Here is a 21,413-nt window from a genome sequence, read left to right on the forward strand (position 1 = left end):
CAATTCTCTCTCTGTACTTTCACAAAGACCTTATTCATGAGAAACTTTCAGTAAAATATTTTTTAGAGATTAATATTTTCCTTTGAAATTACAAAATTTAAGTTTAGAAAATCAGCCTTTTGTTTTTTATCTCCTATAATTATATTCCAATTCTTCTCCATGAAATCCAAAAGTTTTATCCCTCTTTCTAATATTTTTTTAGCAGTCCAGTCATTATATTTGCTAACTTCTATTTCGGAATAAGAACCATATTCATACCCAATAATGCTATCAATACCTGAGACTTTTTCTGAAAAACATTTATTTTGAAAAGTCGAGTTTTTAGGTTGTGAAAGAGGTAATAGATTACCTAAAGAATGCCTTAATATGTTTTTTTCTCTAGGATTATAATTACTAAATCTTGAAGTCCAGCATTCCTTTCTTGGATTCTGTGGATATATATGTTCAATAGTTTTATAATCAAATTCATTTTCATTTTCATTTTCATTTCTATTTTCAATAAACTCATGCCAATTCATTTTATCCCTATTCGTTTTTGATTGATTTTGTAAATGTAATTCATATTCATAAAGGAAATACCTTATACCCTGCCATTTATAAAATCCCTCATTTCTAAAGGCAGCTTTTATTTTTTCTAGCCATTCTTTATTATTAATAATGCTCTGGCGCTTTTCTTCTATCTCTTTTATTAACTTTTCAACTGTTAGAGTGTTTTTACTTAAAGCAGTTGCCCAGTTTAAAAAGGTAACAGGGTGAATTATAGTGATTGTATAGTAATAATCGTTAGATAACAACAACAAAAAACTTAGTCTTTCTAAGCTTTTTAAAAAGTTAATTCTTTTGATTGGGTCGTTTTCCTTAGAAAAGAAAACCATAATCAAAGTTGTGTCTAATAAAATAGAACCTTTGGTTCTTATTCTATTTAATTTATTGAGCCAAAATTTTTCAGGTTCTGAAAATTTACTATCATTTGGGTTGAAAATATTGTACCAAATCTCGACAGAAATTTTTAAACTTTGAACATAATTATAAACCTCCGTTAAGGTTAAGCTATTATTCGTACTATTACTCTCTATAGATTCTTGATGTAATAATATATTTTTACTAGTAAATTTTTTTTCTAATAAATATGTTGAATAATATTCTTTATGAATTCTTATTGTCCTAATGCTGATTGAGAATTTCTCAACGTTATTACTTCCAGCTATTATTTCATCAAAATAAGTAATATAATGGTTGAATAAAAAATCATCGTCATTCAGAGGATTATTCCTATTTCTCCCTAGATTATAATATATAGATTTCCAAGATTCATTAATACTATTCCTTAACTTTTCTTGTTCATATAAATCGACATTAAATTTGATAGATAAATATATTAATCTATTTTTTAATAATTCTAAATAGGAAAGTGGCTTACCTCTATTGTTCATTGTTTCAAAAGTTACGCAAACATCTATATCAGTTGAAATAGTATAGATATTAAATAGCAAATGCTGAGTTAGTTTGCGGTAAACCTCTTCTTTTTGCTCAAAATTCAACAGCTTTATTTTCTCTATAAAAAAGTTTTTTGCATCTTCTAAATTATGGGTATAAACTGTATTTTGATGAAGGCTAATCATGTCTGATTTTTCACCAAAAATTTGTGTTTTTAAAAATTCATAACTTGGATTATCTTTTTCATAACCGAAAATGTAGGATCTAGATATACCCTCATCTTTAGAATCAAATATGAATTTCTTTTTGATTTCAGAAATAGTAGTATAATTTAATTTTTCATTTTCAATTGTACATTCAATAATAGCTTGAATTAAAATTATAGCTGTTGTTAACCTTTGCTGCCCATCGACAACAAAATATGGCTCATAATTTTTAGATTGTATGATCCATAAGTCATCTTTCCATTCTTTCTGTAAAGACTTATCAACTTCCTCTAAAGTTAAAACACCTAAATAGTGATTTTTCCCTTTGTCTAATTGTTCTAAATCTCCCCAAAACTCTTTTAATTGTTTTTCTGTCCAAGCATAGCCTCTTTGATAGTCTGGTATTCTATAGAGTTTTTCTGTAAAGATTTTAGATAGTGAATTTAAGCTTTTATCCACAGTGTTTAGTCCTTTAATACTAATAATCGTTATCTGTTCGTTGACCAAGCTTGTGAGATACTACCCCAACCCCAGTCTGCAAACTCTGAGGCATCAGTTTCAGCCTTACGCCAGCTTTTCGCATTAAGCAGAGCGATGAAGACTATGCCGTTCTGGTCAGCCAGGAGATTTCAACTTTTTTATTCGCTGCTACTGTAGCTGTTGCTCTGCCCAATGTGAGATAAAAATGCAGCCTCAGTTGTGGGTAATAGCCAGAGTCTTCGGCTAAAAAACTGCCACTGCTTTGGGTTCGTGACGTTAAGGATTTTTTGTAGTGGTAATCAAAAGGATTTTTACCACTACTAGGTTTTTCCAATCTACGAAATTTTAGCCAGCACTGTGGGAAGGGGCGTTCCAAACGCCGACTTTTGACTAACTCTTGGGTTTAATATAAGCGATCGCATGTTTCCAAACAGTGGTTTGCTGACTGTTTTCATCAGCAATACAGATACAGTGTGGATCTTGCCATAAAACCTTTCCTGTGATTAAATCACCCGTCAGCAGCTTGAACTCCACTGACATTGTTTGTTTAATCAGGTTTTGGACTTGTCTAATACTAGGCAAAGTGGTGTCAAATTCGGTAAGCATTTTTAGTAAAGATAAACCTACAAGGCAAAATAAAGAGTAACTAATCCTTGATAATTCATCCTTGAAGAAATGGCAATCGAATTTACTAAGTATCATGGTCTAGGCAACGACTTTATTCTGATTGATAATCGCTCCTCATCAGTGCCTGTAGTCACACCAGAGCAAGCCATCAAGTTGTGCGATCGCCACTTTGGTATCGGTGCTGATGGTGTAATTTTTGCCCTACCTGGAGAAAACGGCACTGACTACACGATGCGGATTTTTAATTCCGATGGTTCAGAACCAGAAATGTGTGGCAATGGCATTCGCTGTTTAGCTGGCTTTTTAGCAGACTTAGAAGGTGAATCCCGGAATAAAGACTCATATCGTATTCATACTTTGGGTGGTGTAATGACTCCCCAACTCTTACCTGATGGTCAAGTTAAAGTAGACATGGGTTTACCCAGGTTACTCGCTGGCGAAATTCCCACTAATCTTGCACCTGCTGAAGAAAAAGTAATTTCTCAGCCGTTGGAGGTGGCGGGGCAAACTTGGTCAGTCACCTGTGTAAGTATGGGAAATCCCCACTGCATCACTTTTGTGGAAGATGTAGCAGCAATCGAGCTAGAAACCATCGGCCCTAAATTTGAGCATCACCCAGCTTTTCCCCAACGCATAAATACGGAATTTATGCAAGTGGTACGCCGTGACTATTTGAAAATGCGGGTATGGGAACGCGGGGCTGGAATTACATTAGCTTGTGGGACTGGTGCTTGTGCTTCCTTGGTAGCTGGAGTGTTAACTGGAAAATGCGATCGCGCCGCCACTATCGAATTACCTGGTGGCTGTTTGCAAATTGAATGGTCAGAAGTAGACCAAAGAGTTTACATGACAGGCCCAGCCGAGCGGGTATTCACTGGGAAACTGTAACCGACTTAGCATTGGCATTACTCAAGTAGTAGTGCCATAGAAGTCTGGCAGCGATCGCCCGCCAGGGTCGCCAGTGCTGTGTCATTGCTTCCAGTTGAATTGGTGTTGGACGCGTCGCCAAGTTTTTGAGTTTTTGGAAAGCGATCGCGATCGCTAAATCACCTTTGGGAAAGATATCAGGACGTTGCAGCGCCATTAACAAATAAATATCAACTGTCCAGTCTCCTATACCTTTGAGACACTTTAACTCAGTTCTGATAACAGTTTCGTCCATTCTTTCCAGCTTGGTTAGGTCAAGCTGACCAGTTGCGATCGCCTGAGCTAACCCACGACAGTATAGAATCTTTTGCCGACTGAATCCAATTCCTCTCAATTGAGCATCATCCAATGTCAGAAAACTTTCTGGCGTGAGAGTTACAACAACCCCACATAGTCGGTTAAATACAGCCCTTGCAGCCGCTACGGAAACTTGTTGTTCCAGAATTATGCATAACAGCGTTGCAAAACCCGGTTCTCTTTGCCACATAGGTGGAGTTCCCAGTGTCTCTAAAATCCGAGCCAAATCGCTGTCAAGATTGGCAAGTACCAGCAAACCACGGGTTAGACTTTCTTCAGTCAGCGATTCTAGTTCAGGTGTTTGAGTCATCTTTGAAAAAGGGAGTGGGGAGTGGGGAGTGGGGAAGAATTTTTTTAATCAATCCCGCGCGGTGCGTTCTGATTCTTGTACAAGCAGTTTTTGTTTGCGCTCAATTCCCCAGTGATAACCACCAAGACTGCCATCAGTTCGTAGCACACGATGACATGGTACAATCAGCGCGATCGGATTAGCTCCACAAGCATTTCCCACCGCGCGGACTGCCTGGGGTTTGGCAATATTACGCGCGATATCGGCATAGGTGCGCGTTTGGCCATAGGGAATTTTCTGTAATGCTTCCCAAACCTGTTTCTGAAATGCTGTCCCGCGTATATCAAGTGGTAAATCGAGATGTGTTTCATCTCCAGCAATAAAGTTGAGGATTGCTTGTATCCATTCTTTGTGTGTGTGGTCATCACGCACGATGTCAGCTTGGTTAAATTCCTGGTTGAAAATGTGTTCAAGTTTGTCTGCTTCATCACCTAGTTTAACGGCGCAGATACCCTTTTCTGTTGTTGCCACAAGCAAATATCCTAGTGGACATGGAGCGATCGCATAGACAATGCTGATTCTCTTTCCAGCTTGTTGGTAAGTCTTTGGTGTCATTCCCAGTTGTTTCGGTGCTTTCTCATACAAGCGGCTACTTGAACCATACCCCGTGTCGTAAACTGCATGAGCAATTTCCTCGCCTGACTGGAGACGCTGCTTTAATCGTTGGCTACGCAGCGCATCTGCATATTGAAAAGGGGATACGCCAATTATTTGCTTAAATATTCTTTGCAGATAACTGGGACTCATTCCCACCTGAGAGGATAATTCCGCCAGCGTTGGGATGCGATCGCTTTCTGCTTCAATGTATCGACATGCTGCTAAAACTTTCGCTTTGGCCGGATTTGGAACTGTTTCAGATTGTGGCTGACACCGCTTACAATGACGAAAACCTGCACTTTCAGCCTCTTGTGCTGACTGGAAGAAACAAACTTGATGGCGATTTGGTCTGCGACTAGGGCAAATAGGTCGGCAATAAACGCCTGTAGAGCGAACACCGTAGAAAAGCTTGCCTTCAAAAGCGGGATCTCGATTGAGAACTGCTTCCCAGAGGGTTTCTTCTAAGACTAGTGTTTGTTGTAATTGCATTGATGCCTCCTTCAATATATTTTTTATTAAGGAATTCATTTGCTTTTATCACCCCACTGTCAATCACAACTAGATCCGTAAAGATGAGCGTGATGCTGGTGAATGTTCACCTAAAATAAACGTAAGTGTTCACAATAACGAATAAAGTGATGATAATACGTCGTTGAGTGAGATCATGCACAGTTTAAGTCTACGCAAAACACAAGAAGCTGATCTCGATTATGTTCTGCAAGCCGAGTATGATGACGATAATCGACAGTACATCATTCCTTGGTCATATCAACAGCATCTTCAAGCGATCGCTGATTCTGATATTGCTCATCTGATTGTGCAAACGGAAACAAAAATTGGCTATGTTATTTTGGCTGGACTGCTTAATTTAAATCAGAGTATTGAGTTTCGTCGCATTGTCGTCACACAAAAGGGGCAAGGTTATGGCAAAGACACTGTTGAAATGATTAAGAAATTGGTATTTGAGACATACAAAGCACATCGGTTATGGCTGGATGTTAAAGAACAAAATCATCGTGCTCAGGCTGTCTACAAGGGTGCTGGTTTTATTATCGAAAGAAAGCTACGCGAATGTCTAAAATCAGAAAATGGTTATGATTCCCTGACTATCATGTCAGTTTTACAACCTGAATATGAAAGACTGGCTAGTACGGCAAATGGTGGGTTTTCCTCCTGACTGAGCCTTCGCCGAACGTCCTCCTGACTTTTTTGATAAAAAAGACGGAGCCTCGCCATAATACAGAAACTATTCACTCCCAAAAACCTATTATTAATTTCTCCATGTTAGTAAATCTATTCATGTTCTAAATAGACATCTCCAGAAATTAAATATCCGTTATCTAGAACCCTTGTAGAGACGTAGCAATGCTACGTCTCTACATTCTTTTTCACTCCTATGTCTAATGAGAATAGATTAGCTGGATCGAGAAACTACTTTCTATCTGATTGTTGCGATCAAAGCCATATTATCTGTGATGTTATCGTTGCGGCAGCTACGCCCGTCGTAGACATCACACTTAATTTCTGAGAATAATTTATGATAATTATGCCAGCGTTGTACAGTAGGCAATTACTCACCAAATTTCCGCCAAATCTAAAACAAATCCTGGCAAAACATCTTCTCCCGATAGAGTTTTAGGACTTTGTAAAATCTCAACTTCTCGATTGGGACGATAAATTTCTACCTGCTGCTGCCTTCTATTAATTAACCAGCCCAATCTTGCGCCATTCTCCATGTATTCCCTCATTTTGGCTCGCGTTTTTTCTAAGGAATCACTAGGAGACATTAACTCCACCACAAAATCGGGACACAAAGGAGCAAATCTTTCTTTTTCTGCTTCGCTCAAAGCATTCCAGCGTTCCATTTTCACCCACGACGCATCTGGAGAACGCTCTGCACCATTGGGAAGTTTGAAACCACCAGAAGAGTCAAAGGATTTCCCTAGCTGATTTTGACGACTCCAATCTCTTAATTGATAAGTTAAGTCAGCATTCCGGTCACTAGTGCTACTCCCCGTAGGTGGCATAATAATTAACTCCCCTGAAGCCGTCCGCTCAAACTTTAAGTCTCGATTATTTTGACAAAGCTGAAAAAATTGCTCGTCAGTCAGGTCGATGTTTAGTTCGAGGGTAGGAGGTAAACTGACGGTGGTAGTATTCATATTATCAGTTTGGCGAGAAGCTATATATCTATTCTAGTAGTCTGTCAAGTCAACTATCCTGGGTAAATAAGTTTGTAGTCAGGACTTTAGTCCTTAACTGATTCGCTCTTTGACAACTGGTTCACCCGATTGGGTGAATGCGATCGCCTCATCAGGAACTACTCTGAAAGAAGGTAGTGTTTTGATTATCTTAGCAATTATGCCTACAGAATCAAAACTGTTAAATTGATTATTCTGGCTTTTAATTGTACATCAATAGCTTGTCTATCAAAGGGTCAAAGAGTGGATGAAACCGTTGTAAAATGGCTGTATACACCAAATTGCCAGCAAGAGGCTATTAACCTGCTCTCAAAACTTGCCGTCAATTTACCAGGGGTGATTTTTCAAGTTCTGCAACGGCAGGATGGTTCTGTGTTTGTCCCTTATGTCAGTTCTGGTTGTCAATATTTGTATGAATTAGAACCAGAAGCTTTACAGGCAGACTTCCAGGTGCTATACAAACTGATCCATCCACAGGATATAAAAGCTTTTAGAGAATCTATTACTGTTTGTAAAACCACGCTTACACCTTGGCATTGGGAAGGTCGGATCATTACGCCTAGTGGCAAACTTAAGTGGATTCAAGGCACTTCGCAACCCGAATTACAAGCAGAAGGCAATTTTCTTTGGAATGGCTTAGTCGTGGATATTACAGACCGAAAACTAGCCGAAGAAAAATTGCAAGAGAGTGAGGCGCGGTATAAAGCAATTTTGGATGCTATTCCCGATTTGATGTTTCGCATCAGCCGCGATGGCGAGTATCTAGATTTGAAAAGTGAAGGAGCAAATATTACTCTTTCGAGAGAAGAAATAGTTGGGAAAAATTTGCAGGAGTTATTGCCCAGTGATGTTGCGGCGATTAGCCAAGTAGCGATCGCTAAAACTTTAGATTCTGGAACTTTGCAAACTTGCGAATATCAACTACCAACGCCTTTGGGAGTCAAAGATTATGAGGCGCGGTTGGTAGTAAGTGGTGAAGATGAGGTATTAGCAATTGTGCGAGATATCACAGAACGCAAACAAGCAGAAGTTAAATTACAAAATCTTGCCAAAAAATTTGCTAAAGCTTTTAGTTGCAGCCCGGATTCAATTACTATTAGTACGCTTGGTGAAGGATGCTTTATTGAAGTTAACGACAGTTTTGTGAAACTGGCAGGTTATGAGCGAGATCAGGTGATTGGTAAAACTTCTTTTGAGTTAAATCTTTGGGTAGACGATCGCGATCGCCTAAATTTGTTACAGGAGTTGCAAGCCACAGGAGTTGTTCGCAACTTGGAAGTTGAATTTCGGCAAAAGTCTGGCGAGATAATTACAACGCTGGTTTCAGCCGAAGTCATTGATTTGGATGGTAACAAGAGCATCCTAGCAGTCCATCACGACATTACAGAACGCAAACAAGTAGAAGCGCAATTACGCCTTTGTGGAGAACGCGATCGCTTGTTGGCAGAAACCCTAGTGCGAATTCGGTCTTCCCTTAATTTAGACCAAATCCTCCAAACCACCGTGACGGAAGTCAGGCAATTTCTCCAAGCAGATCGAGTTTTTATAAGTTTAAATAATCCCACTTTAGGAATCAGAACTCTTGCCGAATCAGTAGATCCCAAGTATCCATCAGTCTTAGGTTGGTCTACTAATGATGAAGCTTATCTACAAGAATTAAGAAACTTACTAAAAGATAATCTTGTCCGTGTCATTGAAGATATAACAAAAATATCAGTATCTCCCAAAGTCAAAGCACACTATCGAAAATTCCAAACGAAAGCTACTTTGGCTGTACCAATTATGTTAAACAACGAATTATTTGGGGCGTTAATTGCCAATCAATGCTCAGGTTCGCGTCATTGGCAGCCCATAGAAATTGATTTGTTACAGCAGATGTCAGAACAGGTAGCGATCGCTATTCAGCAAAGCCAGATATGCCAAAAACTAGCAGAACTCAACACTAATTTAGAACAGCAAGTACAAGAACGGACAGCACAGTTACAGCAGAAAATGCAAGAAGTTGAAAAATTGCATCGCGTCAAAGATGTAGTTTTGCACACAGTTGCCCATGATTTACGAACTTCGGTGATGGGTAACTTGATGGTGTTAAAAAATTTGTTCAATCAGGGAGTGGGGAAGGACAAGGGGACAAGGGGACAAGGCGGACAAGGCGGACAAGGCGGACAAGGTGGACAAGGCGGACAAGGAAGAATTATTGAAGAATCTCACTTGTCTCCTCCCAATGCCCAATCCCCAATTCCAGTACCTCGCTCAATCATCGAGCGGATGATTCAAGGCAATGATCGCCAACTGACGATGATTAACTCATTGCTAGAAATTAATTCCTGTGAAAAACAGGGTATTGACATCAAACGCGAACCTGTGGATTTTAGCACCCTACTGAGAGTAACATTCACCCAGTTGGAACCCATACTGACACAAAATCAAGCGGCTCTGAAGAACTTGGTTCCCGCAGATTTACCGTTAGTAATGGCAGATGAAACTCGATTGCAGAAAGTTTTGTCACATTTAGTAACACATAGCTTGCAAAATAATCCACCAGGATTAAATTTTATTCTGAGTGCCAGCGTTGAGGGCGGAATGATTCGCACTCAGATTCAAGATGACGGTGTGGTAATGAGTAAACTAGAGTGCGATCGCCTTTTCGATCTGCATGTCCGTGATCCCCAAGACTGTTGTTCCACAGGCATTGGCTTAAAAATGTATCTTTGTCGGAAAGTTATTAAAGCACACGGCGGCGAAATCGGTGTTATTAGTAACCGCAAGCGCGGGTTAACTTTCTGGTTTACATTACCTTTAGCAACATCGGCAACAAATCGCCCATAAATCACCAAAAAATGAGAGGGTGTTATTTATGGCAATGTTGAGTAAGGGAACACCCTCAAGGTATGGGCAAAGTTGCTCGGATGCTAATGGCTACTCCATTTACAACAGTGCAAAGGTGGTGCAAACAAAGCTTTTCTGCACCAACAACAGATGAAACCACTACTCTTTACAGAGATTGGCGTAACCGTTTTTTGTGGCAGAGATTGCGTTTATGGTTATGGCTGGCGTTAATTTGTCTGTTGTCTTTTACTTTGCGAGACATTTACGGCTTGTTTTTTCCTTTTGCAGAGTTGCATCAACTGCCAGAAGTACTTAGAACTCAACGCCTTGTAATTAATATTGCAATGTTGCTGAGTATACTAATCTGCCTTGCCTTACATAAAACTAAGTTAGGTCGTTATCATCCAGATTTATTATTTTTAGGGTCTTCTTGGTCGATTAGTCTAGCATCACAGTTGTTTGCAACCATCACAGGTTTTGCGCTACCCGATACCATCGGCTGGTCGCTGTTGTTCTTGAGCCAAGCTGTGTTGATGCCTGTCTGCTGGATTTTTCACTTGCTGACTCAAGTGAGTGTGCTGATTTACTATTTTGGTGTGAATACGGCACTTGGGCTAAAAACACCAATCCCCGACCATCCAGAAATATATAATGTAACGTTCATTTTATACATTTTTTGGTTTTGTGCTATATGTGATATCGGTGTTTATCTGTACGATCGCCTGCAACGCTCTGAATTTTACGCTCGTCAAGAACTGGAATCTGCCTACCAAAAGCTCAAGGTTGCAGAAGCTAAATATCGCACGATTTTTGAAAACGCCGTTGAAGGTATCTTTCAAAGTAGTCCCGATGGACGTTACATTACAGCAAATCCGGCTTTAGCACGCATTTATGGCTACTCCTTAGCGGAGGAGGTGACAACAAATTTAACTGATATTAAACAATTGTACGTTCAGCCAAACCGCCGCGCAGAATTTGTGCGTCTGATGGAAAAGTATGGCAGCATTTCCGAGTTCGAGTCCCAAATTTATCGCCGAGACGGAAGTATTGTCTGGATTTCGGAAAAAGCCTACGCAGTCCGTGACGAACAAGGAAACCTGCTTTACTACGAAGGTTTGATTGAAGATATTACCCAGCGCAAACAAACTGAAGAAGAACTACGAGTATTTTTCCATGCAGTTTCCCATGACTTACGCAACCCAGTGCTAGGTACTTTAATGGTGCTGAAAAATTTGCTTGCACGTCCAGAGGAAAATATTTCGCTTTCACGCTCAATTTTAGAGCGGATGATTCAAAGTAGCGATCGCCAACTTAATTTAATCAATTCCTTGATGGAAGCTCATATCAGCGAGGTGCAAGGTGTTGTATTGCAACGTCAAGCCGTACAATTACTGACAGTTGTCGAAGCTGCGATCGCCGATTTAGAGCCATTGCTGACACAAAATCAAACAACCTTGACAAATCTCGTATCCGCAGATTTGCCATTAGTGAACGCTGATCCTACGCAACTATGGCGGGTTTTTTCTAACTTAATTGTTAATGCTCTGAAACACAATCCCCCTGGATTGGTCTTGACAATCAACGCTACCCGTAAGGATGACAAAATTTATTGTACTGTTAGTGACAACGGCGTGGGAATTAGTCAACAACAAAGCGATCGGCTTTTTGACCTTTACTTTCGGGGTGCAAGTATCCGCAATTCTGTAAGCTTGGGATTGGGTTTGTATTTGTGTAAGCAAATCATCCATGCTCACGGTGGCGAAATTGGTGTAAATAGTGCATTGGATGCAGGGGCAACTTTTTGGTTTACATTACCTATTAGCTGAATAGGCATACTGGGGTATAACCTATACCAGGGAAGCTTTCGGTCTTTATCCAATTTCAAAAATCAAATATAAATCCTAGTATTAGTGACAAAAGTAACCATTTAAAGGTGACTTTTGGCACAGGTGTATGCCTGATTATTCTGATTAAATTGAGAATATACAAATCAAGCAATGCAACGGAGATTAAAGGATATATGAACCGCTTTAAATCTATTCTTCTTGGAGGCTTATTAGCAGCTGCTTCAATTGCTGCTCTTTCTCAAAATGCTAATGCTGCTGAATTTAGATCTGAGCATGATCGTTTTAATCGTGATACTGTAGGTTTTAATAACAATAAAGTTCAACGCGAACGTCAAGTCTATGAACAACGCGCTCGCCAATTGCGTGAACGTCAAGCTCGTGAACAACGCACTCGTGAATTGCGTGAACGTCAAGCTCGTGAACAACGCGCTCGTCAATTGCGTGAACGTCAAGCTCGTGAATTGCGTGAACGTCAAGCCCGTTTTAATCACTAAGCTGAAAATTTTCCCTCATATTACGTTAGGAGAGTAGCAATACTCTCTTTTTTTGTTTGCATAAATCTGTTCAAATTAATGCTTAAATAATGTTATTCAAGGGGCTGCTAAAAAAATTAGGCGTTTTTTGTCCAAATTATGAGTAATATCATGTCCGCATAAATAGTTATGCTAACCACATCATAAATTTTGGAATCAATATTTGCATCTATATCTAGTGGTTAGGTTTCCATAAACCTTCTCGAATTTGCTATTATTCAGGAAAAAACAAACGAATAGAACAACAAAATCCGGGTAAAAGTGGCGATGTTATTTCATCATCGCCTAACAAAGTAGCAACTAAAACCAATTGTGCTTTTTCTCGCCGATAAACTTTGACTTTTTGACTGAAGCGATCGACAATCCAATACTCACGCACACCTCGCTCTGAATAAAGTTTCAGCTTTGCTTCTTTGTCTCGAAATTCATTTTGTTTACCAGGGGATAAAACCTCTATAACTAACTCTGGTGCGCCGATCAAATGTCCCGCTTCATCTTCAATTTGCGCCAGTCGTTCTCGACTTACCCAAACTACATCCGGTATCACGCTATCTAATTGCGAAAAAATCACTCCGGGACTCACAATTGTTTCCCCTAAACCACTCGAATCTGACCAAACATCGAGTTGTCGGAATATTTTGCCACAAACTTGTTGATGACGGCGGTGAGGAGTGCGAGTCACAAAGAGTTCTCCATTAATAATTTCATAGCGCGTCCACTCATTTTCGGGTAGAACTTCTAAATCGTGAATTGTCCAGCGTACTCCCTCAATGGCTTGGTTCATGATTGTCCCCGTTTGGTTCGTTGCCTTTGTTTAATTTTATCTTTGCTTCGGGCAAGGCAGCTATGCTATTTAAATTAGAACCATAATCAAAAGCGGAAGATCAGGCGAAATGTATGCTGACATTTACCCAACTTAAACCACCTAATAGCGATGCCGCCGTTACTTTTACTCTGGCGCTGACAGCAGAAGAACGCACCCGCAGTCGTCATCGCTTTGAAGTAGAAGATGGTAAGGTTGTGTTTTTACATTTACCCAGAGGAACTGTCTTACACGATGGCGATATTCTGCAAGAACAAACCTATAGCAGTTTAATCAGAATTACTGCCAAACCAGAATTAGTGCTGACTGCCTTTGCCCAAACACCACTTTTATTATTACGTGCAGCATACCATCTGGGAAATCGCCATGTACCTGTAGAAATTACTCCGACTTATTTACGCTTGTCTTCAGATTCGGTTTTACGCACAATGTTGGAACAATTGGGGTTAGAAGTTAAAGAGGAAATTTTACCGTTTCAACCAGAATTGGGAGCTTATGGACAACAGTATCATGCTCACTGACAACCATCTTTTGAGTATTTTGCAGCTGGCTAGCCCTACTTTGCCTGTGGGAGCATATAGTTATTCTGAAGGTTTGGAAATGCTGGTGGAAAATGGTACGATCGCTAACCAGATACATCTCAAACATTGGTTAAAAGCAGAGTTGCTCTACGGGGCAATTCGGTTAGAGGCGGCGGTGATGGTACGATCGCAGCAAGCTACAAAAATGGGTGATGTAGAGTCGCTATGCCGTTGGAATCTCTGGTTATCGGCTGCTAGAGAAACAGAAGAGTTACGCGCTTCTAGTTGGCAAATGGGGCGATCGCTGATCCAATTACTTGGTAAACTAGAACCGCAGCTTGTACCTATTGCCAATGCTGTGGGTAATCCTTGCAATTATGCGATCGCTTTTGGTATTGCCGTTGCCCATTGGCAAATCAGTATCCAAGCCGGATTACTCGGATATCTGCATAGTTGGGCAAGTAATTTGATTACTGCCGGTGTGAAACTTATTCCTCTTGGACAAACAACAGGACAGCAGTTATTACTAAATTTACAACCATTATTTAGCGTTGCGGCCTTAGAAATTCTAGCCTTGGAGGATGATCAACTCGCCTGTTGTAGTTGGGGTTTGTCGCTGGCGAGTATGCAGCATGAAACGCAGTATACAAGGTTATTTAGGAGTTAGGAGAGACGCGATTAATCGCGTCTGTACAAGGAGTTAGGAGAGACGCGATTAATCGCGTACAAGGAGTTAGGAGTTATGAATGCATTTAGAGTGGGGGTAGCTGGGCCAGTGGGTTCGGGGAAGACGGCTTTAGTTGATGGTTTGTGCAAGGGATTGCGTGAGCAGTATCAGATTGCGGTGGTGACGAATGATATTTATACTCAGGAGGATGCTCAGTTTTTAGTGCGTTCTCAGGCGTTGGCAAGCGATCGCATTTTGGGTGTAGAGACTGGTGGTTGTCCTCATACTGCCATCCGCGAAGATGCTTCAATGAATTTGGCGGCAATTGAACAGTTAGAGGAACGTTTTATCGATTTGGATTTGGTATTTTTGGAAAGTGGCGGCGATAATTTAGCTGCTACTTTTAGTCCCGAATTGGTAGATTTAACGATTTACGTTATCGATGTTGCGGCTGGTGATAAAATTCCCCGCAAAGGTGGCCCTGGTATTACTAAATCTGATTTGTTGGTGATTAACAAAACTGACTTAGCACCATACGTTGGTGCAGATTTAAGTGTGATGGAACGAGATGCTAAAAAAATGCGCGGCGATAAACCTTTTATTTTTACTAATTTGAAAACTCAGTCTGGACTTGCAGATGTAATTAACTTTGTTTGCACAAATATTTGTTAAAAAGAATTTTATAACCCACGGAGGTGGGTTTTGTCTGTGTAGACGCGGTTTCTAACCGCCCTTTCTATAAAGCCTTCAGATGCCGACTTCGCACACGTTCAGCACTACCAGTAGGAATCGCAGCAATTAATTTTTGCGTATATTCCTCTTTGGGTTCCAGGTAAATGCTTTCGGCTGTCCCTTCTTCAACAATTTGACCGCGATTCATGACTAAAATGCGATCGCTCATAAATTTCACTACACTCAAATCGTGAGAAATAAAAATATAGGTAAGCTGAAAATCTGACTGTAACTCTTTGAGAAGATTTAATACCTGCGCCTGTACTGAAACATCCAGCGCTGAAACTGATTCATCGCAGATGATAAACTTAGGATTTAACGCCAAAGAACGGGCTATACAAATCCGTTGACGTTGACCACCAGAAAACTGATGGGGATAGCGGCTAATTGCATCTGCACTCAACCCCACCCGTTCTAAGAGTTCGACTACCCGTTGGCGTCGTTGTTGCTTGGTCTTACCAACGGAGTGAATTAACAATGGTTCCATCACCGCATCCCCAACCTTCATCCGGGGATCTAGGGAACTGAAAGGGTTTTGGAAGACTATTTGCATTTCCCGCCGCAGTTTTTGCAATGGTTCTCCTTTGAGGCTAGTAATATCTTGTTTCTCAAAGATAATCTGACCACTCATCGGTTCAATTAATCGCAGCAAGGTTCTGCCAAGGGTGGTTTTACCGCAACCAGATTCTCCCACCAAACCTAGTGTTTCTCCTGGTTTGACATCAAAGGAAACGCCATTAACTGCCATATTGTAGCGTTTTGTACCACCAAACACCCCGCGCACTGGAAAACCAACTTTCAGGTTGCGGATTTGCAGCAGGGGTTCCAATTGATTGAAGTTTGCCAATCTTGCAGCAATCTCTTCGGTGGTGACTTCTGTAGGTTGTGCGGGTTCTTTCGCCTGAATTACTACTTCTCCCGTTGCTGTCTCTTCTGCACTCATGTAGTCAGAAACGGTGAGTAATTTTTGGGGGCGACGGTCAAGTGAGGGGCGACAGGCGATCAAACCTTTAGTATATGGATGCTGGGGACTGCTGAAAATTTGCCCAGAAGTACCAGATTCGACAACTTTACCTTTATACATCACCGCTACTTCGTCAGCAATTTCTGAAATTAGCCCCAAGTCGTGCGTGATGAAAATCATTGCCATATCACGGCTTTGCTGCAATTCTCGCAACAAGTCCAAAATAGTCGCTTGCACCGTCACATCTAAAGCTGTGGTTGGTTCATCGGCAATTAAGATTAATGGGTTGCAAGAAATTGCCATTGCAATCATCACCCGTTGCAACTGACCCCCAGAAAGTTGATGAGGGTAGCGTTCCAGCATGGCTTCTTTGTGTTCTTTAACCATCTGTGCCAACTTTGATCGTTCTGGTTTCAATGAATTGCTGTTGGTTTGATGCCAACTTTCGATATACTGCTGCTCTATCTCCTGATCGCTAGGTAGAAGTTTTACCTCTTGCAGACCTGCGATCGCAATTTGTTTTGCTTGGGTTGCTGAGACATTTTGATGCCGCATAATCGCTTCTGTTAGCTGAAACCCGATGTTATAAACCGGATTAAGCGAACTCATCGGTTCTTGAAAAATCATCGCAATGTCGCCACCCCGGTGTAACTGCATTTGCTCAGGAGGCAATTTTACCAAATCGATGGCGTTGGCATTCTCCTGCGGACGAAACCAGATTTCACCGCCAGTAACTATACCGGGACTTTGTAACAAACCCATCACAGCTAGGGCTGTCACTGATTTACCACTCCCCGATTCTCCTACTATTCCTAGAGTTTCACCTCGATGCAGCGCAAAAGAAATACCATCCAAAGCTCTGACAGTATTGCCATCACCGGGAAATTCAACTTGGAGATTGCGAACCTCTAGGACAGTTTCTCTCATAGGAGTTGGGTAGAAATTCTAACTTAAAATTATTTGATTTTAACAATAGTTTTGATGTATGTGTCGGTAAATTTGGTTTTTACACTCTTTGGCAGTTTTTCTGACATCGCATACTTCCACAATATACATGCATTTGCGATGTATTACTGCCTGTGATCTCTGCAAACTGCGATCGGCTCATGGTATCTTTACAAAAATGTTGCATAGGCGTAGCCCGCACTTCGACAAAGCTCTGTTACCATCGTAGACATCGCACTATAAGACTCCTATTTGATTTTTGCAAAAATCTGGCGTTGCTGATTAGATTTATTGTTATGACGCAAAACGCTACGCAGGAAGTCCCAACGCTTTTACAATCAGCGGCAATAGCTTACTGCACGCCTCAATAATATTCGCAGTGCTTGGCAAACTCTTCAATATTCCATCAAAGTTTATTCTAGCCTTTCGCACCAATCCTTTCTTTTTCTCCTGGTCAGGTGTTTGTTCTGCTTCAGCCAAAGCTTTGACATGCTCTAATAAATCTGCTTTATCTTCGGGAGCTAAGTCGGTATCTTCATTAACCGCTTGCTGAAGTTGGATCAGTAGTTCTTTAATTCCAGGTTGAGTAGGATCTGGAGAACTAGGCAACTGATTGAGAACGTTAGACACGCTACCGCTAATTTCACCCAAATTAATGGTTGAACCTGTAATGTCGCCTCCCACCGTAATTTTTGCACCTGTGGAGGCATCCACATTACCACCTGCATTAATGTTCTGATGTTCCATAATCTCTCCAAGTTGATTTGTAAGGTAGATTCGATGGCCTTGTCCCTGAACAATCACACTTTCAGCAGAACTACCTGTGCGTTCAGCTAATTTTTGCGACATATCCATTAAAACCTGGAAGTAACTATTTAGCCTGGCAATCTCACCATCCTTAGCGTCGAAAGCTAACTGATACACTTTACGCAAGTCTTCGTAAGTTTCATTTACCCGCTCAACCACTTGTTGACGAGAAACCCCTTCCCGATGACCAACTTTGACAATCCAAAGATCGCCGCGTTGCTCTAAACCCTGTAACTCTAACCCTAGACTCTCATCCTCCAAGCGGAATTTCTCAAACACAAAACTCAGGGATATGGGGTCAATCTCCTGCTCAAACACCAGCTCATAGGAAGTTTCTATTTTGCGAACGATCGCCTCAAACTCCCCTGGCAAAAAGTTCCGTTCTATAGGATAACGTTGGGTAGCCTTACCATCTTCAAAGTCACAGTAGATATAGTCACAAATTATCCCCTGAAAACAGGTCTGGCGATTAAAGCTCCAATCTTTCAGACAGCAACCAGTTAAATCTGCTTGGGAAAAGTCTACATCAGTAACCAGCGTCCGCACAAACCTAGCATGACGGAGGTTAGCTCCCCGGAAGTCTGCCCCATCCAAAATTGCCTCTGTGAAGTCGAAATCCTGCAAGTAGTCCGCCTCTTGCAGATAAGCTCCCCGCAGGTTGGCGCGAAAAAAGTTTTTGGTTTTGGGTTCTCCTTTTAGTAAGGCTTGCACTTTGGGCTGATGCAAATCTAAGTAGGAATCATCCACCGTTGCGGCGTCCCAATCAGTTGTACCAGTAAAACGAGTCCTGTAGAGTTTCTTGGCCCGTAGGTCAATGTTTGCTAAGGATATTCTTGAAAAGTTGAGGTGGCTCAAGTCTAGCTCACGGAAAGAAGTGCCTCCCAAGTTAGCGATCGCCTTTCCCAGTCCCAGAATTGCATCGGGTTGTCCCTGCAAACGAGGGTTGTCTTGGAAAAATTGCAGTATTACTAAGGCGATCACTACAGCCAAAACACTACTACCTAACCATCCCACTAACTCCGTTATGAAACCTATGATCTTTTGAGTTGGCCGTATTTCCTGCAAATACTTATTGTCCATAGCACCGCTTGCAGCCCGCACCAGTCCGACTGCACCACAAAACAGCATGAAGCTAGCTAGCAAAAATCCATGTAACCAGCGGAATTGTCTTTGAAAGCCCATAGCCAGCAGTGAACTCGCCAAGCTTAAACCAACTACACTCAACAGAGAAGTCGCTGTCAATAAAGTGCCGAATAAAGCGCTAACGACCACAAAGTTCTCTAGCCCCATCAGTCGAAGCCCCAGCGCTAAAATTGGCAAAACCAGCCAGCACCCAACCAATGCCACTAAAATACTCTGCAACCATTGGGTACGCACCCAGTAAACAAATGTAGCTAGGATGATTGCCACAATTGCGATCGTCAGATACCGCCACCCCTGGTAATCGAATACCAGGTCGAGCGCTAACTTAGCTCCAGCGTTGGCTGCTACCACGGCACATAAGAGGCTCAGTAGTAAGCTTAAGGAAAATATCCCAATTCGACTCATCGCCGAAAGTCCCAGCAAACATTGGCTGAAGTCCAGTTGACTCAGCATCTCTTGAGAAATGCGCTTTCCTCGGAGATCAATCAAGCGAGGCACGCTAGTTGGTAGTGATGCCTGATTCATTCAAGTAAAATAATAGCTACTGTTAATTAAGTAATGACACGTACTATAATTAGCATAAATTACCATTGAAATTTTTTTATGGCAAGGATTTTACTGAATAGAATATCGCCTGAACTCGGCAATATTTCCAAAGAGCTAGAAAGTATCGAGGCTCAAGAAAAAAATATAGAGTTAACCCACGTGTCAGGGTCTGACCTAGCAAAGTTCATCAATAAGCGATTACACCGACGATATCAGAAGACCAGTACGCCTCTGACCCCAGTCTTAAATGAGAACGATTTGTTACCTTTGAGTTTTTTTAGGACAGGGCTAGAGGCAGGTAAAAGTGTCTGTTGTCTAGTCCGTCGAATTAGCGAACCCAAAGACTTAGACAAATTGATCGAAGCAGCTGACAAAGACCCAATACTGCGATCAATACTACTGAAATGGTACAGCTTTGACCCGATCACTGATCAAGACAAATTTAAGACTAAGGCTCCAACGGTGGATTTGCCTTACGCCTCTGGATTTCTTGTAGGCGGCGACTACCTGCTAACGAATCGCCATGTTGTTGAGGATCTGCTAACCAATTGCGATGGTAAGGAGCAAAAAAAGTTCCTCTCTGAATTTAGTGCGGTGTTTAACTACGAAGCCGATCCCCATCGTCAGGAAAGCAATCCAGAGCTATTAGCTCGATTAGACAAGTATAAGTTTGATGATTTTTTGATCAAGTCATCCAACACAGACCTAGATTACGTGTTGCTGAAACTGAAGCCAGTAGATGGTAAGTCGGCGATTGTAAAATTTGGGAAAGTTAATCTAGCAAAAATCTTAGAAGAAGAAGTTGCTCCACGTATAAACATAGATATGTTAGCTACTGACTCCAACCTCAAAGCAGCCATTGAACCTGATTTTGTAACTCTCATCCAGAGCAAAAAATTTATTGACGGTGATCCAATCCACATGATTGAGCATCCTGGGGGGCGACCCAAAGAAGTCGTTGTGTTTAATAATCGCCTGGTAAATGTGTACGAGAATTTTCTTGAGTATGACACTGATGCGGAGCCTGGCTCCTCTGGTAGTCCGTTATTTAATACAGATTGGCAGGTAGTTGGTATTCATCAAGCGGCACTCTTAGATGAAAAAAGCAAAGATAAGAAGATCAAAGGCTATCTAGGCATTCGGATCGATAGCATTTTAGCAGACCTGAAGAAACAAACCTCTAGCGATCCAAAGTTGCAAGATTTTTGGGAGAAGTACATTGATCGCACTGCCCCACGCACACAGCCTCAAGTATTTATCCTAGCCGGACGAAGACGTTCATTTTTAGGAGATGATGCAGAGCTAGAACAGGAGGCGATGAAGCATCTGCGACAGTCAATTTTTGAGGAAACGAAACGTCGTGATCCAGGGGTACACCTTGTCTCCATACTAGGAAATCCTGAGATATCGTACTCCGAAGCTCTCAAGCTGGCGATAAAGGATGTTAACCAGCAACGCAATCCTGAACAGCAGGGTGAACTAGCAATTGAACTGCTGGTCAATCGTTCAGATACTTCTAGCTCCAAAAATTTTAGCATCAAACTCTACTACAACGCTGGCAATGACCGTGCTAAGAAATTAGCAGAATCCTTGCAAACTGTTCTTCATGAAGACAATCCATCGTTCTCCATCAGTGCCCTTCCTGATTCCTATACGTCTACTCGTGGCTTGAGGTTTTGCCGAGATGTGAATTTACCAGCAGTTGTAATTTTTGTAGGTGATCTAGCTAATGGGAGCGATCGCAACTACATTGAAAAGATACAGCAAGATCCTGCTGCTGCGTCAGCGCTTGCTAACAGTTTTACTAAAGGTATCCTTGCTGCCTTAGAACGGCTGGAAAACTAATAGCATTAGTTCCTTTCAAGCCAAATGGGAATATTTAAAGGATAAACATAATCAGTGAAAGTCTTGCTTGACACCAACATAATTGTGGAT

Annotated in this window: 18 protein-coding genes; 9 read left to right on the forward strand and 9 right to left on the reverse strand. The window is 41.3% G+C overall.

The annotated features are described in order from the left end of the window. Positions 1-62: 62 nt before the first annotated feature. The 3 genes from HWQ23_RS24980 to HWQ23_RS24990 all read right to left on the reverse strand — a co-directional run bounded on the left by HWQ23_RS24980 (position 63) and on the right by HWQ23_RS24990 (position 2,729). A complete protein-coding gene (locus tag HWQ23_RS24980) occupies positions 63-2,102 on the reverse strand; it encodes a DUF262 domain-containing protein (RefSeq protein WP_292834288.1) in 2,040 nt (679 codons plus the stop codon). A 142-nt stretch (positions 2,103-2,244) separates the two neighbouring features. Then, entirely contained in the window at positions 2,245-2,457 is a 213-nt protein-coding gene (locus HWQ23_RS24985) for a hypothetical protein (RefSeq protein WP_292834291.1), read from the reverse strand. A 56-nt stretch (positions 2,458-2,513) separates the two neighbouring features. Continuing rightward, positions 2,514-2,729 (reverse strand): Hfq-related RNA-binding protein, encoded by a 216-nt coding sequence (locus HWQ23_RS24990; RefSeq protein ID WP_292834294.1) that lies wholly within the window; start codon positions 2,727-2,729, stop codon positions 2,514-2,516. 69 nt (positions 2,730-2,798) lie between these two features. Here HWQ23_RS24990 and dapF point away from each other — a divergent pair, with 69 nt between their 5' ends. Beyond that, positions 2,799-3,638 (forward strand): diaminopimelate epimerase, encoded by an 840-nt coding sequence (gene dapF, locus HWQ23_RS24995; protein WP_292834297.1) that lies wholly within the window; start codon positions 2,799-2,801, stop codon positions 3,636-3,638. On the opposite strand, the gene HWQ23_RS25000 is transcribed toward dapF, so the two are convergent. Both HWQ23_RS25000 and ada read right to left on the reverse strand, forming a co-directional pair. After that, positions 3,622-4,284 (reverse strand): DNA-3-methyladenine glycosylase family protein, encoded by a 663-nt coding sequence (locus HWQ23_RS25000; protein WP_292834301.1) that lies wholly within the window; start codon positions 4,282-4,284, stop codon positions 3,622-3,624. The two genes, dapF and HWQ23_RS25000, sit on opposite strands and share 17 nt — an antisense overlap. A gap of 48 nt (positions 4,285-4,332) precedes the next feature. Beyond that, positions 4,333-5,409: a bifunctional DNA-binding transcriptional regulator/O6-methylguanine-DNA methyltransferase Ada gene (ada, locus tag HWQ23_RS25005; protein ID WP_292834304.1), complete on the reverse strand. Its 1,077-nt coding sequence runs from the start codon at positions 5,407-5,409 to the stop codon at positions 4,333-4,335. Positions 5,410-5,584: 175 nt separating this feature from the next. Here ada and HWQ23_RS25010 point away from each other — a divergent pair, with 175 nt between their 5' ends. Next, positions 5,585-6,097 carry a GNAT family N-acetyltransferase gene (locus HWQ23_RS25010; protein ID WP_292834307.1) on the forward strand — a complete coding sequence of 171 codons (513 nt, stop codon included), beginning with the start codon at positions 5,585-5,587 and terminating at the stop codon, positions 6,095-6,097. A 397-nt stretch (positions 6,098-6,494) separates the two neighbouring features. Here HWQ23_RS25010 and HWQ23_RS25015 read toward each other — a convergent pair whose 3' ends face one another. Next, positions 6,495-7,082 (reverse strand): Uma2 family endonuclease, encoded by a 588-nt coding sequence (locus HWQ23_RS25015; protein WP_292834309.1) that lies wholly within the window; start codon positions 7,080-7,082, stop codon positions 6,495-6,497. Positions 7,083-7,364: 282 nt separating this feature from the next. On the opposite strand from HWQ23_RS25015, the gene HWQ23_RS25020 reads away from it, so the two are divergent. The 3 genes from HWQ23_RS25020 (at position 7,365) to HWQ23_RS25030 (ending at position 12,291) form a co-directional block, all read left to right on the forward strand. Next, positions 7,365-9,950, forward strand: coding sequence for a sensor histidine kinase (locus HWQ23_RS25020; RefSeq protein WP_292834311.1), 2,586 nt, complete (start codon positions 7,365-7,367; stop codon positions 9,948-9,950). A gap of 86 nt (positions 9,951-10,036) precedes the next feature. Beyond that, positions 10,037-11,776, forward strand: a complete 1,740-nt coding sequence (locus HWQ23_RS25025) for a PAS domain-containing sensor histidine kinase (RefSeq protein ID WP_292834313.1) — start codon at positions 10,037-10,039, stop codon at positions 11,774-11,776. Between the two features lie 194 nt (positions 11,777-11,970). Further along, a complete protein-coding gene (locus HWQ23_RS25030) occupies positions 11,971-12,291 on the forward strand; it encodes a hypothetical protein (protein ID WP_292834316.1) in 321 nt (106 codons plus the stop codon). A gap of 253 nt (positions 12,292-12,544) precedes the next feature. Here the strand turns inward: HWQ23_RS25030 and HWQ23_RS25035 are convergent, their stop codons facing one another. Next, positions 12,545-13,114 carry a Uma2 family endonuclease gene (locus HWQ23_RS25035; RefSeq protein WP_292834319.1) on the reverse strand — a complete coding sequence of 190 codons (570 nt, stop codon included), beginning with the start codon at positions 13,112-13,114 and terminating at the stop codon, positions 12,545-12,547. A 113-nt stretch (positions 13,115-13,227) separates the two neighbouring features. Here HWQ23_RS25035 and ureE point away from each other — a divergent pair, with 113 nt between their 5' ends. From ureE to ureG, 3 genes are all read left to right on the forward strand, one after another. Next, the gene (gene ureE / locus HWQ23_RS25040; RefSeq protein ID WP_292834322.1) at positions 13,228-13,674 is read left to right on the forward strand and encodes an urease accessory protein UreE; all 447 of its coding nucleotides are present in this window, start codon (positions 13,228-13,230) and stop codon (positions 13,672-13,674) included. Then, complete coding sequence (locus HWQ23_RS25045) at positions 13,664-14,341, forward strand: urease accessory protein UreF (RefSeq protein ID WP_375466593.1); 678 nt, start codon at positions 13,664-13,666, stop codon at positions 14,339-14,341. Before ureE ends, HWQ23_RS25045 begins: the two co-directional genes overlap by 11 nt. Before the next feature lie 75 nt (positions 14,342-14,416). Further along, positions 14,417-15,013 (forward strand): urease accessory protein UreG, encoded by a 597-nt coding sequence (gene ureG, locus HWQ23_RS25050; RefSeq protein ID WP_292834329.1) that lies wholly within the window; start codon positions 14,417-14,419, stop codon positions 15,011-15,013. A gap of 64 nt (positions 15,014-15,077) precedes the next feature. Here ureG and HWQ23_RS25055 read toward each other — a convergent pair whose 3' ends face one another. Together HWQ23_RS25055 and HWQ23_RS25060 are read right to left on the reverse strand one after the other, a co-directional pair. Beyond that, positions 15,078-16,964: an ABC transporter ATP-binding protein gene (locus HWQ23_RS25055; RefSeq protein ID WP_292834332.1), complete on the reverse strand. Its 1,887-nt coding sequence runs from the start codon at positions 16,962-16,964 to the stop codon at positions 15,078-15,080. Positions 16,965-17,291: 327 nt separating this feature from the next. After that, positions 17,292-19,457 (reverse strand): pentapeptide repeat-containing protein, encoded by a 2,166-nt coding sequence (locus HWQ23_RS25060; protein ID WP_292834334.1) that lies wholly within the window; start codon positions 19,455-19,457, stop codon positions 17,292-17,294. A gap of 78 nt (positions 19,458-19,535) precedes the next feature. Between HWQ23_RS25060 and HWQ23_RS25065 the strand changes: the two genes are divergently transcribed. Then, a complete protein-coding gene (locus tag HWQ23_RS25065; protein WP_292834336.1) occupies positions 19,536-21,323 on the forward strand; it encodes a trypsin-like peptidase domain-containing protein in 1,788 nt (595 codons plus the stop codon). Positions 21,324-21,413: the final 90 nt, after the last annotated feature.

It is taken from the genome of Nostoc sp. JL33, from assembly GCF_017114985.1.
Lineage (GTDB): Bacteria > Cyanobacteriota > Cyanobacteriia > Cyanobacteriales > Nostocaceae > Nostoc.